This window comes from Flaviflexus huanghaiensis (assembly GCF_014118685.1).
Classification (GTDB): Bacteria; Actinomycetota; Actinomycetes; order Actinomycetales; family Actinomycetaceae; genus Flaviflexus; species Flaviflexus huanghaiensis.
The window spans coordinates 154,271-169,383 of record NZ_JACFAK010000006.1 but is presented as its reverse complement, the minus strand read 5'-3'; the positions used below and the strand labels follow the sequence as shown (position 1 = coordinate 169,383).

The 15,113-nt window shown below is 61.5% G+C and carries 10 protein-coding genes and 1 tRNA gene; 8 read left to right on the top strand and 3 right to left on the bottom strand.

Going from position 1 to position 15,113, the window contains the following annotated elements; genetic code table 11:
• Positions 1 to 302 precede the first annotated feature (302 nt).
• Positions 303 to 2,738: a BNR-4 repeat-containing protein gene (locus H7E91_RS06320; protein ID WP_182354240.1), complete on the top strand. Its 2,436-nt coding sequence runs from the start codon at positions 303 to 305 to the stop codon at positions 2,736 to 2,738.
• A gap of 452 nt (positions 2,739 to 3,190) precedes the next feature.
• On the opposite strand, the gene H7E91_RS06315 is transcribed toward H7E91_RS06320, so the two are convergent.
• Positions 3,191 to 3,266 (bottom strand) — tRNA-Arg (locus H7E91_RS06315).
• An 86-nt stretch (positions 3,267 to 3,352) separates the two neighbouring features.
• Here H7E91_RS06315 and H7E91_RS06310 point away from each other — a divergent pair.
• From H7E91_RS06310 to ettA, 4 genes are all read left to right on the top strand, one after another.
• Positions 3,353 to 4,906: a GTPase gene (locus H7E91_RS06310; protein WP_182354239.1), complete on the top strand. Its 1,554-nt coding sequence runs from the start codon at positions 3,353 to 3,355 to the stop codon at positions 4,904 to 4,906.
• Positions 4,906 to 6,366 (top strand): P-loop NTPase family protein, encoded by a 1,461-nt coding sequence (locus H7E91_RS06305; protein WP_182354238.1) that lies wholly within the window; start codon positions 4,906 to 4,908, stop codon positions 6,364 to 6,366. The genes H7E91_RS06310 and H7E91_RS06305 overlap by 1 nt, the downstream gene beginning before the upstream one ends.
• A 98-nt stretch (positions 6,367 to 6,464) precedes the next feature.
• Positions 6,465 to 6,854, top strand: coding sequence for a single-stranded DNA-binding protein (locus tag H7E91_RS06300; RefSeq protein ID WP_182354237.1), 390 nt, complete (start codon positions 6,465 to 6,467; stop codon positions 6,852 to 6,854).
• A gap of 49 nt (positions 6,855 to 6,903) precedes the next feature.
• Positions 6,904 to 8,586, top strand: coding sequence for an energy-dependent translational throttle protein EttA (ettA, locus tag H7E91_RS06295; protein WP_182354236.1), 1,683 nt, complete (start codon positions 6,904 to 6,906; stop codon positions 8,584 to 8,586).
• A 60-nt stretch (positions 8,587 to 8,646) separates the two neighbouring features.
• On the opposite strand, the gene H7E91_RS06290 is transcribed toward ettA, so the two are convergent.
• The gene (locus tag H7E91_RS06290; RefSeq protein WP_241698430.1) at positions 8,647 to 9,549 is read right to left on the bottom strand and encodes an acyl-CoA thioesterase; all 903 of its coding nucleotides are present in this window, start codon (positions 9,547 to 9,549) and stop codon (positions 8,647 to 8,649) included.
• A 152-nt stretch (positions 9,550 to 9,701) separates the two neighbouring features.
• Between H7E91_RS06290 and malQ the strand changes: the two genes are divergently transcribed.
• Genes malQ through H7E91_RS06275 form a run of 3 tightly spaced genes read left to right on the top strand, consistent with a single transcriptional unit; the run spans position 9,702 to position 12,499 of the window.
• Positions 9,702 to 11,837, top strand: coding sequence for a 4-alpha-glucanotransferase (gene malQ, locus H7E91_RS06285; protein ID WP_182354235.1), 2,136 nt, complete (start codon positions 9,702 to 9,704; stop codon positions 11,835 to 11,837).
• Positions 11,838 to 11,852: 15 nt separating this feature from the next.
• Positions 11,853 to 12,077, top strand: coding sequence for a PTS sugar transporter subunit IIB (locus H7E91_RS06280; RefSeq protein WP_182354234.1), 225 nt, complete (start codon positions 11,853 to 11,855; stop codon positions 12,075 to 12,077).
• Positions 12,074 to 12,499 carry a PTS glucose transporter subunit IIA gene (locus H7E91_RS06275; RefSeq protein ID WP_182354233.1) on the top strand — a complete coding sequence of 142 codons (426 nt, stop codon included), beginning with the start codon at positions 12,074 to 12,076 and terminating at the stop codon, positions 12,497 to 12,499. The genes H7E91_RS06280 and H7E91_RS06275 overlap by 4 nt, the downstream gene beginning before the upstream one ends.
• Here the strand turns inward: H7E91_RS06275 and pepN are convergent.
• Positions 12,496 to 15,021 carry an aminopeptidase N gene (gene pepN / locus H7E91_RS06270; RefSeq protein ID WP_182354232.1) on the bottom strand — a complete coding sequence of 842 codons (2,526 nt, stop codon included), beginning with the start codon at positions 15,019 to 15,021 and terminating at the stop codon, positions 12,496 to 12,498. The genes H7E91_RS06275 and pepN overlap by 4 nt on opposite strands.
• Between the last annotated feature and the right edge of the window lie 92 nt (positions 15,022 to 15,113).

Here is a 15,113-nt window from a genome sequence, read left to right as displayed (position 1 = left end):
TAGCGTGGACCATGAAGGCCTCCTGGTATGTGAAGCGGTTTCTTAGACAGCTCCACTTCACAACAGGAGGCCTTCGCCCTTCAACAGATCACACAGGATTCCCATAACAACGTCCCTGGACATCACAGCTAGGCGTCTCGAAGGTCTCAGTGGATACTGTGTACCCAATGACATCAATGTGGATGTTGTCACGATAAGCGGAACTCTTCTGTCCGATCGACCGTCTAACGTTAATGTGGTACGGGATTGGACGTTGATGTCCACTATATGATCTGAACGCGAATGAAAGCTCTTGGTGCGCTGTGAATCGACTTCTGCTGTTGGGGCTAGCCGCCCTCCTGGCGTTGCCTGTCTTCTCTGGTCCCCTCCCGGCGGTTGCTGCCCCGGGGTCCGGCAACACCTACTACTTCAAGAATTCACTGGCGGGAGGGAACGCCGATCTTGTCGTCCGTTACGGTCGGGTCCAGGACGAGGTGTTCGTCGGCGATTGGAATGGCGACCGCATCGATACCCTCGCGGTCAGGCGGGGCAACCGCTTCATTGTGAACAATGCGGTCAGTGGCGGAGAAGTGCCGATCGAGTTCACCTTCGGCCGGCCTGGAGATGCGATCTACGTCGGTGACTGGGACGGCGATGGATATGACACGTTCGCGGTCCGCCGCGGCAACAGGTTCGAGCTTCGTCGTGATTTGCTTGGCGCTGCAGGCACCGATGTCATCCACTATGGTCGCGCGGGTGATTCTGTTGTTGTCGGGGACTGGGACGGAAACGGCACCGACACGATCACCGTGCGCCGCGGCAACTCGTACTACATCGTCAATTCGAACAAGAGTGGCTGGGCTGACAGGGTCGTCCACTATGGTCGGGCTGCCGACGGCGTCCTTGTCGGCGATTGGGACAACGACGGCAAGGACAGCCTCGCAGTCATTCGTGGCATTCGGTTCTACGTCCGCAACTCGCTCACATCCGGCATCGCCGACTACGAGTTTGACTACGGCCGGCGCGGGGACCAAGTATTCCTCGGTGACTGGGATGGGAATGGGACCGATACGTTCATGGTCCGAAGAAACGACAATGCAAAGCCGACCCTTCCCCAAAACAACCAGCACCGCGGAATGAAGGCCCCGCCAGAGATTCAACGGAACACGGCGTCAAAGCCGCCCGCCAATCTTGGATTCCCCGTTGGAGAGGGCGATGAGATTGGTCCTGGCTGGGCACTGAACTCCATCAATGCCACTGCTTTCTCGAAGTCACCGCTCGTCACGTCCGCACGGGCAGATAATGGTGATGAGATCCAGACAGTTGCCTACTACGACCCGCAGGCGAACCTCGTCATCGCTCGCAAGAACCTCACGCGGGGGACTGAGTGGGAGCGCCACATCACCCAGTACTCCGGCCAAGTCCTCGACGGGCACAACTCCATTTCTCTCGCTGTCGACGGCGACGGCTACCTCCACGTGTCGTGGGGTATGCACGGGCAGCCGATGCAATATGCGCGATCACTCGCGCCGTGGTCGATGTTCCTCGGTCCGATTGAGCCGCTCACGGGCCGTCAGGAGAACCGAGTCACGTACCCCGAGTTTCATCAGCAGTCCAACGGCAATCTCTTCATGCTGTATCGCTCGGGACTCTCCGGCGACGGCAATCTCGTCGTCAACCACTACAACACGTCCACGCGGCGATGGACGCAGGTTCAGTCGAACCTCATCGATGGACTCAGCCAAAGGAAATCCCCGTATTGGCAGGCCGCAGTCGACTCGCAGGACCGCCTCCATGTCTCATGGAACTGGCGCTCAACTCCTGACGTCTACACGAACCACGACTTCATGTACGCACGGTCGACCGACGCGACTGGCACAAGATGGGAGAAGTCGACGGGTGAGCCATACGCGATGCCGATCACCGCAGAACAAGCGGAGCTCATTGTCCCTATCCCGCAGGGTAGCGAGCTGATGAACCAGACGGCGATGGCGGTTGATGAAGCGAATAACCCGTATATCGTCTCCTACTGGCGGCCTGAACCCGATGAACCGATTCAGTACATGATCATGTATCTGAGCGAGGGTGAATGGAAGGTCCACAACACCGGGCTGAGGCAGACAGATTTCACGCATTACACTCCCGGCAGCAAACTTGCGATCATGGGGCGGCCGAAGATCCTCGTGACCGGCTCTGGCTCAGATGCGATTATCCACCTCATCGTTCGCGACAAGGACTTCTTCGGAAGCGCGGCTACTCTGCTCAGCTCGCGCGTGGGTAGCGAACGGTGGTCTTCCCTCGCCTTGACGGACGATTCCCTCCGGTACTGGGAACCGGTCTTCGACATCGCGCGCTGGCAGAGATCCGGTCAGCTCGATATCCTCGTCGCCCGAACAGGCGGAATCCGGTCGACGGTAGGGAATTACCCGCCCGAGAACTTCTACGTGCTACGGGTACCGCAGGACTATCTCGCCCTTGTGGCTGACGAAGGTCCGGGCGCTGGGGATGACGGAGACGGAGATAGCCCCGTCGATGATCCAGAGATCGACGAGGATGTCACTGTGCCGACAGTTCCGCCGGCCGATGAGAGCACTGACGGCTGCAACGGGGTTGAGGGCGAAAACGAGACCTGTGCCGATCCCGACGTGCTGCCGAGCGAACCGGCCGAGGAACTCCCCGACGCCGGAAAACCTGATGTCCCCAAGGGCCCGTCGGGGAGGGGAGATGAAGGTGAGGACGAGATTGCGAGCGGCGAGTGATGGAGCTACGAGTAGCAGCGTTGTCGCGGTACCGACTCGCCAGCAATCACAGTAGCGACACGAACGGCGGCCAGAGGAGTAGCCGACACCGGTCATTGAAAGGTCGCCACCTGTTCGCTAGCGAACAGGTTGGCAAGCCGGGGCGATAGAACGTCGATCATGGCGCATAAGCGTGAGCTTGTCGTCGATGCGGACTCCTCTGTTCCTTCCTCGTAACGCCCGCGACCGGGTCCCTGTTGAGCTCGACGGATATACGCGTTCGAAATCGATCGAGAGTCAGATCCGTCCCGGGGGGCTGGCCGACGCTCGGTCGATGCAGGTGAGTAGGCGTGTCTTACTTTTTAGTGCCTTTGAGTCGCATCGATCGTGCGAGCTCCGCGCCGTGTGGAGGTGCTGAGACGGGTAAATGGACTGCGGCCGTCGCCTTTGGAAGGGACGAGGCGGTTCTCACGTGGTGCCCCCAGCAGGACTCGAACCTGCAACCTACGGATTAGAAGGCCGTTGCTCTATCCATTGAGCTATGGAGGCATGGGCTTGCGCCCGTTAAATCTTAGCGCACCGACGAGGATACAGTGGTCCACCAACCTGAGCGACTTTGCGATAAGAATAGGGGTGTGAGTTCCTCCTATGCCGCGTCCAGACTTGCCCGCCTCGTTGTCGACACCCTCGAGGCGCTCGAGAACGTCTCCTTTCCTCTAGCAGTGCCCGGCATCAACGAGCTCACAGACTCGCACCGTGCACTCCAAACCCAGCTCTCGACACGACTTCTGCCGCACCTTCTCCAGGACGCGGTACCCGCGATCGTCGTTTTCGGTGGTTCATCAGGGGCAGGGAAATCGACGATCCTCAACTCGCTCCTTCGCGAAGACGTATCGGAAGCGTCTGTCATCCGGCCCACGACGAAGACCCCTGTTCTCGCGTTTCATCCAGACGATGACATGGCAATGACGGACTCCATGCTGCTCGATATGTGTGACGTCATTGTGACCGAGAACGCGATTCCGGGCATCGCCCTCATTGATGCGCCGGATTTGGATTCGATCGAGGATGAGAACCGGGTTTTGTCCCAAAAGCTCCTCAATGCCGCAGATCTGTGGATTTTCGTCACGACCGCTGCACGCTACGGCGATCACATCGCATGGTCAGCCCTCACCGAGGCATTCGACCGTGGGATGACGACGGCCGTTGTCCTCAACCGGGTCCCCGAACGCGCAAAGTCGCCCGTCCGGACCGATCTGTTGAAGCGCATGGCCGAATCCGGCATGGGCCAGTCGCCGCTGTTCATCATGGATGACGCCGGTCCGATCGAGGGTCTCCTCGACCCGTCGGCCATTGCCGAGCTCCGATCGTGGCTTGAACTTATGCGCTCGACGCGAGCGTCACAGTCGCTCGTTGCACGGACCTCGCGAGCCCTCATGCCAGCGATCCGCAGGGAGCTTCTCGATCTTGCCGACGCAGCATCGGCCCAAAGCGATGCAGCGCAGAGCCTCCGTGAGTCCGCCTCGCAAGCAGGAGTCGAGCCGGCTGCAGGGATGATGACGGCGATCGATGTTGGACGACTCGCAGCGGGTGCCCCTACAACGCAGTGGCTGTCGCTCGCGTCCACTGGCGGCCCGCTGTCCTCGCTCGCAGGCGGCCGGGACCTTCTCTTCCCCAACCGAACGCTCGCGAGGAGGGATCGGGCGGCGGCGGAGATTGCCGATGCGATCGATGACGCTTTACGAATTGCCCTGACCCAGGCGCTGATCGACACTCGTGACCGGGCAGATTTTGGCTGGTCCATGTCGTATGTCGACACGAGCGCTATCCGCGTCGGCATCGACATCGCAGCCGCTGTCGAGAAAGCGATCGACGACTGGCATCGGGATTCCTACTCCGCCGCGGGCCGCGTCAAGGGTCCTATCGCGAAGAAGGTCTCTCAGCAGGGACTCGCTGACCTGTTGCGTGCGGCAGCAGGCGGCATCCCGGGCGTTCAGTCAGCTCTGACGAAGGGTGGTGCGGAAGGCGGTGTCGCCCGTGTGCAACGAGCGTTGCGTCAGCGCTCTCAAGAGGCGATCGACTCGGTCGTTGCCGCGTATGTTGTCATCATCGACGATCTGAAGTTGCCCGATAGCTCGGTCCTCCGAATCCGGGCGAGAGAACTTGTCGATGCGGTATGGGAGAAGTGATGAACGACGTCAGTGCAGAAGTCGAGGCGCGCCGGGAGGCGCTGGAGAGCGCGATTGAACAGAGCGCCGGTTACCTTGAGCCGTTCCGACTCGCGAGGGCGACCGATGACCTCCGGGCGGTGAAGCACCGGATGGAGCTGGGCATGGACCTCACGGTTGTCGCTCTCGTCGGTGGCACTGGTTCGGGCAAGTCGACGATGGCCAACGCGATTTCCGGGCTCGATTTTACGGATTCGGGGGAGCTTCGGCCCACGACAGAGCGGGCCGCGGCCTGCGCGTGGGGCGATGGGGCTGAGCCTATGCTCGATTTTCTTGGAGTCGATGACGATCGCCGATTCCGCAAGGGCTCCATTCTGACTGATGAGGAACCGGAGTTCGAGGGCCTCGTCCTCCTTGACCTGCCCGATCACGACTCGATCCGAGTCTCGCATTCGGTCCAGGTCTCCCAGCTCATGCCGGTTGTCGACCTCCTCATGTGGGTGCTGGACCCCCAGAAATACGCGGACCAGCGCCTCCATGCTGATTACCTCCAAGGGCTTGCCCGAAGGAAAGACTCGATGATCGTCGTCTTGAACCAGATCGACACGGTCCCATTTGATCAGCGCGATCGGATTGTCGAAGACGTCAAGAAGGTCCTTGCGGATGATGGTCTCGACGGAATTCCGGTCATCACCGCCTCGGCGCTCGACCACCAGGGAATCGACGAGATCAAAATCCACATCGCATCTGCCGTCAGCCGTGACTCGATTAATGCTGTGACCGCACGTGCCGAGATCGCGGCGATCGCCGGGCGCCTCCAGGATTCGGTCGCTGATTCCGAGGCCGAGATTTCCGACGAGTCACTGCAACCGGTTGCTCAGCAGCTTGCTCGCGCGGCGGGGATCGGCGCGGTTGGCTCTTCGATGAGAGCATCGGGGGAGTCGTGGCGCGAGTTCGCGCTGGCCAAGCCCGAGCAGCCCGCGACATCGACAGTGACGGCAATTCGGGGAACCTGGCTGGACTCTGTCGCAAGCGATCTGCCACCTGCGTGGGCAAAAGGCGTCCACGACTCCGTCGTCGGCCCCGAGAAGCTTCGCAGAGACATCGCCGACGCGGTCGCGGCCGTCCCGGTCACAAAACCGTCGTCGACAAACTCCCTTATTCTCGTCTGGCTCGGCGCCCTACTCATTCTCGCCGGGATAGGGACACGCGTCGCCGCCGCATTCGGCAGTCCCATACTTTTCTCTGACTCGGCGGCAAGCTGGATCGTTGCGGGAGTTGTCATCCTCGCTGGCGTCTGGGCGATCTTCATGGCCCGCTCCGTGCGGAAGTCTGCAGCCGCTCGAGCTGCCGACCGCTACGAGCAGGCTGTCGAGCGGGAGATCCTTCAGGCGCTTCGCACCGATCTGGGTGAGCCTGCCCAGATTGTCCTCACCCAGCACAGGCGCACGAGGCAGGCCTTGGCGAAGGCCGGGGCCTGAGTCCCCGGACACGTGATGCTGGAAGCCCCTCAAGAGAGGGGCTTCCGCATGTCCCACACGCCCGGGCGATGGGTTGTCCTTGTGGGGAAGGAGGACACATGAATAACGAGATTTCGGTGTCAGTCATGGGTTTTGCAGGGGCGGATGCCGTTCTTATCGAAAACGAGGGTAAGAAGCCTTACGCCTACTTCAGGGTCGGGTCAACGCCCTGGCGTGGGGCAGGCGATGTGCGAGAGCAGGTGACGGAATGGTTCACGGTGCGAACGTACGGTGAGCTCGCGCGCAACTGCGCAGTGTCAGTGCGGAAGGGCACTCCGTTACTGGTCCGAGGAAGGCTTGAGACGGACACCTATCAACTCAAGGACGACCCGACCCAGATGAGGAAGGACCTCATAATTAGGGCAGACTCGGTCGGTGTCGAGCTCGGTCGCGGTACCGCCACTTACACAAAGAATCTGCCGGTGGAGGAGGAGTCGGACCCGTTCTGAACCTGCTGTAACCTTGTGTCGGAATAGATTTCGTTTACAAGGGAGAAATGTGGCTGAGTACATCTACTCGATGGTTCGTGCCCGAAAGAAAATCGGTGACAAGCTCATCCTCGACGACGTGACGATGGCGTTCTTGCCGGGCGCCAAGATCGGCATGGTCGGTCCGAATGGTGCCGGCAAGTCGACGATCCTCAAGATCATGGCGGGCCTCGACACGCCCTCGAATGGTGAGGCTCGGCTGAGCCCCGGATATTCGGTTGGCATCCTTCTCCAGGAGCCGCCCCTCAACGAGGAGAAGACGGTGCTCGGCAACGTCCAGGAGGGCGTTGCCGACATCCTCTCCAAGGTCAACCGCTTCAACGAGATCGGCGAGGAGATGGCAAACCCCGACGCCGACTTCGATGCTCTCATGGAAGAGATGGGCACGCTCCAGACCGAGATCGATGCCGCCAACGCATGGGATCTCGACTCCCAGCTCCAGCAGGCGATGGATGCGCTGAGGTGCCCGCCCGCTGACTCACCAGTCACCAACCTCTCGGGCGGCGAGCGCCGCCGAGTGGCGCTGTGCAAGCTACTCCTCGAGCAGCCGGACCTGCTCCTCCTGGACGAGCCGACCAACCACCTCGATGCGGAGTCGGTTCTGTGGTTGGAGCAGCACCTGGCGAAGTACCCCGGTGCAGTCATCGCCGTCACTCACGATCGTTACTTCCTCGATCACGTCGCTGAGTGGATCGCAGAAGTCGACCGCGGTCGTCTCTATCCGTATGAGGGCAACTACTCGACATACCTTGAGAAGAAGCAGGAGCGCCTGACGGTTCAGGGCAAGAAGGACGCGAAGCTCCAAAAGCGCCTGAAGGACGAGCTCGACTGGGTGCGTTCCTCGGCGAAGGGTCGCCAGGCGAAGTCGAAGGCGCGTCTTGAGCGCTATGAGGAGATGGCGGCCGAAGCTGAGAAGACGAGGAAGCTCGACTTCGAAGAGATCCAGATCCCGCCGGGTCCACGGCTGGGAAGCCTCGTTATCGAGGCGGAGGACCTGAAGAAGGGTTTTGGTGAGCGCGTTCTCATCGACGGCTTGTCGTTCTCGCTTCCCCGTAACGGCATCGTCGGCGTCATCGGTCCGAACGGTGTTGGTAAGACGACCCTGTTCAAGACAATTGTCGGTCTCGAGCCGCTCGACAGCGGCGATCTGAAAATCGGCGACACCGTGAAGATCTCCTACGTCGACCAGTCCCGTGAGGGAATCGACCCCGACAAGTCGCTGTGGGAGGTTGTCTCCGACGGCCTTGACTACATCCAGGTCGGCAACGTCGAGATGCCGTCACGCGCGTATGTGTCCGCGTTCGGTTTCAAGGGAGCTGACCAGCAGAAGCCTGCCGGCGTCCTGTCTGGTGGCGAGCGGAACCGCCTCAACCTTGCTCTCACACTCAAGCAGGGCGGCAACCTCCTGCTCCTCGATGAGCCGACGAACGACCTCGATGTCGAGACGCTCGGTTCGCTCGAAAACGCGCTACTCGACTTCCCGGGCTGTGCCGTGGTCGTCACCCACGATCGCTGGTTCCTTGACCGCGTCGCCACACACATCCTCGCGTACGAAGGCACGGCAGAGGATCCGGCGAACTGGTACTGGTTCGAGGGAAACTTCGACTCGTATGAGAAGAACAAGGTTGAGCGTCTCGGGGCCGAGGCCGCTCGACCGAGCTCGGTGACCTACCGGAAGCTCACTCGCGACTAAACGTCGTCAGATAAGGGAGGTGCCAACTCGAAGAGTTGGCACCTCTTCGCTACCATCAGGTCACCCGACGGAGCGAGAGCGGACCATCGCCTCCTGAGCCATGGTTGCGACCAGCCTGCCGTCCTGGAAGAACTTCGCCAAGGTCAAGCCGCGGCCAGCCTGGGCGGATGGGCTGTGGAGCTCGGCGAGGATCCACGAGGACGGGTCGACATCCCTGTGCCACCACGTCGTGTGATCGAGGGTCGCTGCAGAGAGGCCTTGACTGGTCCACGATAGTCCGTGAGCGCTAAGAATCGGCTCGATCATGAACTGGTCGGCGGCGTAAGCGAGAACGGCCCGGCTGAGCGTCTCGCAAATTCCTGTCGGCATGGGCGAGCGCGTCTTGAACCACACGTGAGTTGTGGGATGGACATTCTTTGGCGGACGAAGATAAAGCTGACCATCGACGTGCCTCAGGTCGAGGGCGTTGGTCGAGGACATGAGGCGAGCCGCGGGATGGTCGACCGAGGCGAAGAGGTCGACTGATGATGGGAAGTTCTCCGGTCCAGGCACGTCAGGCGCGGTGTCCTCATGCTCGAGGCCCGGCTGGCGGCGCTGGAATGAGTCGCGCGCAGTGAAGATGATGCGCCCGTCCTGACGGGCGTGGACGAGACGGCTCGAGAATGACCGGCCGTCGTTGATGATCTCAACCTCGAAGTCGATCGGCTTGGCGATGTCACCCGGCGCAAGGAACGCGGCAGTCTTCGAATGGATCGGGTTTTCTTCGCAGTTGTCGATCGTGTCAGCCGCGGCCACGACAGCCTGCGCGAGCACCTGGCCTCCATACACGCGGTTCGACAGCTGGGGGAGGTTGTCGTTGCCGCGGTAGTGCCCATCTCCCAGCCGCTCGAGCCGGAGAGTGTTGAGAAGTGAGGCGAGAGGCTCGGTCGCGCTCTCTGGCACATAGATCTTCTTGTCCATCATTCTCCTGTTCCTTCGGCAACATTAGCCGACCTCACTCCCGTTCTGCGGCGTCCGGGCAACAGAGCGGGCGATGGGCGTTAGAAAAGGCGGCTCCACCAGCGTTTTGTGTGAGAATGAAGCGGAAGCCAATGCCGTCGTGAAAGGTTGTCCCTATGAGCGTCCCGCCCTCCCGATCGACCCTCACAGAGCTTGCTGCCGCGTATCGGATCTCCACGCAGTTCTGGGGATATGACGGAATTCAACGGGACATTTCCGATGACGTTCTCATCAGAGTTCTCAAGGCAATGGGGGTCGACGCGAGCACCGAGGAGACGGCGAGCATGGCGATCCTCGAACGTGATCTTGAAGAGTGGCGCTCCGTTCTCCCGGCCTCGGTCGTCCACAGACAGAACAAAGAGGGCATCGTCCGGGTCCACGTCCCATCGGGCGAGCACGTCACTCTCGTCGTGCTCCTTGAAGAGGGCGGAGAATGGCCGCTCGGACAGACGGAAGACTGGGCGCCGGATAGGGAGATCGACGGTCAGCCGACTGGGCAGGCGTCTTTCCGTCTGCCCGGGGACATTCCTCTTGGCTACCACATGCTCCATGCTGTCCTCGAAGACGGCCTGGAGGCCGGATGCCCATTCATCATGACCCCGGATCGTCTCGACGAACCGAAGCTTGAAACGACGCGGGCCTGGGGTGTTGCGGCGCAGCTGTACTCGGTGCGTTCCTCGAGGTCATGGGGGATCGGAGATTTCTCCGACCTTGCTGACCTCGTCGCAATCTTCGGCCGCGAAGGCGCCGACTTCTTCCAGGTCAACCCGCTACACGCTGGAGAGCCGGTCGGCCACATGACGCCCTCTCCCTATCTTCCCGTGTCTCGCCGGTTCATCAACCCGATCTACATCAGGCCCGAGGCGATTCTTGAAGCCGCCTACCTGACCGGCCCGCAACGGTCCCTCATCGACTGGGGAGGCGAGGAACAGCGCGCCGCATCCCTCCGCAACGAGCACATTGATCGTGACGAGGTGTGGCGGACTAAGCGCGAGGCTCTTGAAGTCATCTTTGCGGCACCCCGATCTTTCGCCCGGCAGGCCGCCCTCGATAGATACATTTCGGAGGAGGGCGAGGGGTTGAAGAACTTCGCCCTGTGGTGCGCACTGTGGGAGAAATATCCCGACGGTTTCCCAGAGAACTTGAGCAGTGCGGACTCCATCTATGTCGCCCGCGAGCGGCGGGAGCTGAAGGAGCGGATCAAGTTCTGGGCATGGCTGCAATGGGTTGCTGACGAGCAACTGCAACGCGCTCAGAAGACGGCCGTGGCGGTGGGGATGAATATCGGTGTCTGTACCGATCTCGCCGTCGGAGTTCACCCGCTGGGGGCCGACGTGTGGTCGGATCCGGAGGCGTTTGCTCGGGGCGTCACCGTGGGCGCACCGGCAGACATGTACAACCAGCACGGCCAGGACTGGTCGCAGCCGCCGTGGCGGCCCGACACTCTCGCGAAGAGCGGCTACAAGCCGCTACGAGACACAATCCGCACAGTCCTTCGCCACGCCGGCATGCTCCGCGTCGACCACATCGCGGGTTTCTTCCGGCTGTGGTGGATTCCCGACGGATCCACAGCGTCCGAAGGTACGTACGTTAACTACGACCACGAGGCGATGATTGGGATTCTCCTCCTCGAGGCCCACAGAGCCGGAGCGATCCTTGTCGGTGAAGATCTCGGAACAGTGGAACCGTGGGTGCGCGACTACCTGAAAGCACGCGGGATCTACGGCACTTCCGTCTTCTGGTTCGAGAAGGACAGCGACGGCAAGCCTCTCAGGCCCGAGCATTACCGCCCCGAAGTTCTGGCGTCGGTCGAAACCCATGATCTGCCACCTGCGGCAGGGTATATCGCTGGCGAACACGTCGACCTGCGCGACAGGCTCGGCCTCCTCACCCAGCCCGTGGGAGAGGTTCGTGCAGATGCTGAGCGCGAGCTTGCCGACACCGTTGACAGGCTCCGAGAATACGGACTTCTTGGCGAGGAGCCGACGGAGCGGGAGATCGTCGAAGCGTTGCACGCCTACATCGCTCGCACGCCCTCGACATTCCTCTCCGTCTCGCTCGTCGACGCGGTCGGAGAGCGCCGCGTCCAAAACCAGCCAGGAACCGATCAGGAGTACCCGAACTGGCGGATCCCGCTCGCGGACGGGACAGAAGAAGTTCTGCTCGTCGGCGACATCCCTGAACACGGCCGTGTGACGTCCCTCCTGGAGACGTTTAGGAGCGCACTTGGGGCGGATAACCGGCTACTCTGAGATCAAGGAGGAATCATGGAGAAAGCTGATTCGCTCGTTGCCGCTCTCGGCGGCAAGGAGAACATTACGCGGGTTGAAGCCTGCATCACCCGCATCCGCGTCGAAGTGAACGCCCTGGACCCCGTGTCGGAGGACGATCTGAAGGAAGCTGGCGCCCACGGCGTCGTCGTTCAGCAGAATAATGTCGTCCAAATTGTCATCGGCCCCGACGCTGATGATGTCGCGGACCACATGGTGTGAATCTCTATTCGCCTCTATCGGGGACCGTGCTCGAACTCGAGTCGGTCCCCGATCCTGTCTTCGCGCAACAGCTCCTCGGTCCCGGCGTCGCTATCGAACCGTCAGAACCCGGCATCGTCACCCTGGTGTCCCCGATTGCAGGCACTGTCACCGCTGCGCGTGCCCACGCTGTCATCATCGGCCCCTGCCTCGTCCATGCGGGTATCGACACGTTCAAGAGCGATGCGCTCACCTGCTTGACCGAAGTTGGCACACAGGTCAAGGTCGGCACGCCGCTTGTCACAATGGACCAGGAGGCGATGGGCGACCTGCCTTCCGTCGTCCTCGTGACCTTCCCGGAACATGAGACGGGAGCCTGGCACCAGGTGGTGGCGCCAGGCTCCCGCGTCAAGCCAGGAACCCTGCTCGGGACCCTCGACTAGGAGTCGGCGGCCTGCGCCGCCAGAGCGCGGCGCGTGTAATCGCCGTGCTCAATGATGATCCGGCGTAGCGCCGGAGCCGCCTCCTCATGTGCCGCGAGCCAACCGTCGAGTGCGCCTTCGACATCGATGCCACGGCCGATGATCGAGGGTGTGAACATCCGTGTGGCGAGTTGCTGCGCCATCTCGTACGTTTGCTCGCTCCATACCGTTGTCAAGCAATCGAGGTAGCGGGAGAAGAATGGTTCGAGGACGTGGTGGTCACCCGCCTGGAAACCGAACAGCGCGCTGCGCTGTTGCATGTTCGGTAATTCGCCAGCAACGAGTACATCGAATGCCTTCTCCTTCGCCTCGGGCGTCGGGATTGAGGCCCGCGCTCGCCACGCTGCCTCACGGCCCGTCGCCGTGTCATCATTCTTCAGCTCCGACTCGATGGCGGTCTCATCCAGCTTTCCTGCGGCCGCGAGGCTTTGGACAACGGTCCACCTGCCGTCAGTATCGAGCGTGAATCCGGCGGGAAGGTCGTTGCCGTCGAGCCAAGCGTCGATGCGGTGAAGGTGGCTGTCACTCTTAGCGCGGCGAACGGCTTCGAGCGCGACCTGGAATTGAAGCTCCGATCCAGCTTCGGCGCGGTCCGCAATGCCAAAGAGAGCGTCTGCGACGCTGACGATGAGGGAGTCTCTGTGTTCCGGTGCGGAGTAGATTGTCGCCGCCTGGGCGAGGTTGAGAAGAAGCATGCGTAGGACGGTCGGGTGATCCTCTGTCTCGATCGCCGCCAGAGCGAGGTCCGTGTACGCTGTTGCCGACATCTCGGCGTCTCTGCACATATCCCACGCAGCCTCAAGAACGAGGGTCCGGGCAAGCGGATCGTCGAACGCGCCGATGTGATGGGCGGCGGTCTCCAACGATCTCTCGTCGAGTCGGATCTTCGTGTAGGCCAGGTCGCCGTCGTTGACGAGGACGAGATCGGCTGCGGCCTCGCCGACGAGTTCCGCAACGTCCGTGCGCTCGCCCGCGACCTCAACATCAACTCGCTTCCCGAGGATGAGCCGGCCCTCGTCGAGGTCGTAGAGGCCGATGCCCATGCGATGGGGGCGCAGATGTGCGGAGTTGCCGAGTTCCTGGAGGATCGAGAATCCGGAAATGGTTCCGGCTTCGACTGACATCTCTGGGCGTGCCAGGGTCACACCGGACTCTTCGAGCCACAGCCGTGACCAGTCGGACAGGTCAATGCCAGACGCTTTCTCCAGCTCTGCGAGAAGGTCGGACAATTCGGTGTTCTGCCACGCGTGCTTGGTGAAGTACTCGGACAGGCCGGTCATGAATGTCTCGCGGCCGACGTAGGCGACGAGCTGCTTGAGGACAGCGGCGCCCTTACCGTAGGTGATCCCGTCGAAGTTCGCCCACACCTCATCAAGGTCGCTCACGTCCGTGACAATCGGATGGGTGGAGCGCAGCTGGTCCGCATTCATTGCCCACGACTTCTCGGAGGCGAGGAACGTCTGCCAGGCCTGGTCCCATCTCGTCGCTTCGTCGAGCGCGAGGTGGGACATGAACTCAGCGAACGACTCGTTGAGCCATAGATCGTTCCACCATCTCATCGTCACGAGGTCGCCGAACCACATGTGGGCGAGCTCGTGAAGGATCGTGATTGCACGGCGCTCGATGACAGCGCCTGTCGCCCGGGAGCGGAACACGTACGACTCCGTGATTGTCACTGCGCCCGCGTTCTCCATCGCGCCAGCGTTGAACTCGGGGACGAAGATTTGATCGTACTTGCGGAAGGGGTAGGGGTGTCCGTACTCCTTCTCAAAGAAGGCGAAGCCGGCCTTCGTAATGTCGATGACCTCATCCGCGTCGAGGTGTTGAGCGAGCGATGCTCGGCAGTAGACACCGAGTGGGATCGTACGACCATCGGAGCTCACGAGCTCAGAAGTACCGCCCTTGTACGGGCCAGCGATGATCGCGGTGAGATAGGAGGAAATCCGCTCCGACGGCGTGAACTGCCAGCGGCTTGACTCCTCGTCGACCGGGGAGGGGGCCGGCGTGGGGGAGTTGGAGAACACCTGCCAGTGACTGGGCGCCGTGATGTCGAAGGTGAATTCGGCCTTGAGGTCGGGCTGCTCGAACACGGCGAAGACGCGCCGAGCATCTGCGACCTCGAACTGCGTGTAGAGATAGGTTTCTCCGTCGACAGGGTCGACAAACTTGTGCATGCCCTCGCCGGTGTTCATGAAACGGCACGTCGCGTCTACGACGAGCGTGTTGGTGTCCCTGAGGCCGGTGAGGTGAATCCGAGAGTCGGTGTGGGCTGAGGGATCGATGTGCTCGCCATTGAGCGTGATCGAGTTGACGGAGCCGATGAGGTCGACGAATGTCTCGGCGGCGGTGGCCGCGAACTCGATCGTCGTGATCGAGGAGAATGTGTCGCCGCCGCGCAGGTCAAGCTCGACCCGGTATCGCTCGGTCGTGATCGCAGCGGCTCGCTCGACAGCCTCTGACCTCGTGAGGTTCTCTCCTGGCATGAATGTCCTTTCTGGGGTGTGTGACATACTCCCACCACCTTACTGCCCGTCCCTATGCTGAGCGCGGAGCGCCTCCTCTTTGTTCTCGGGCA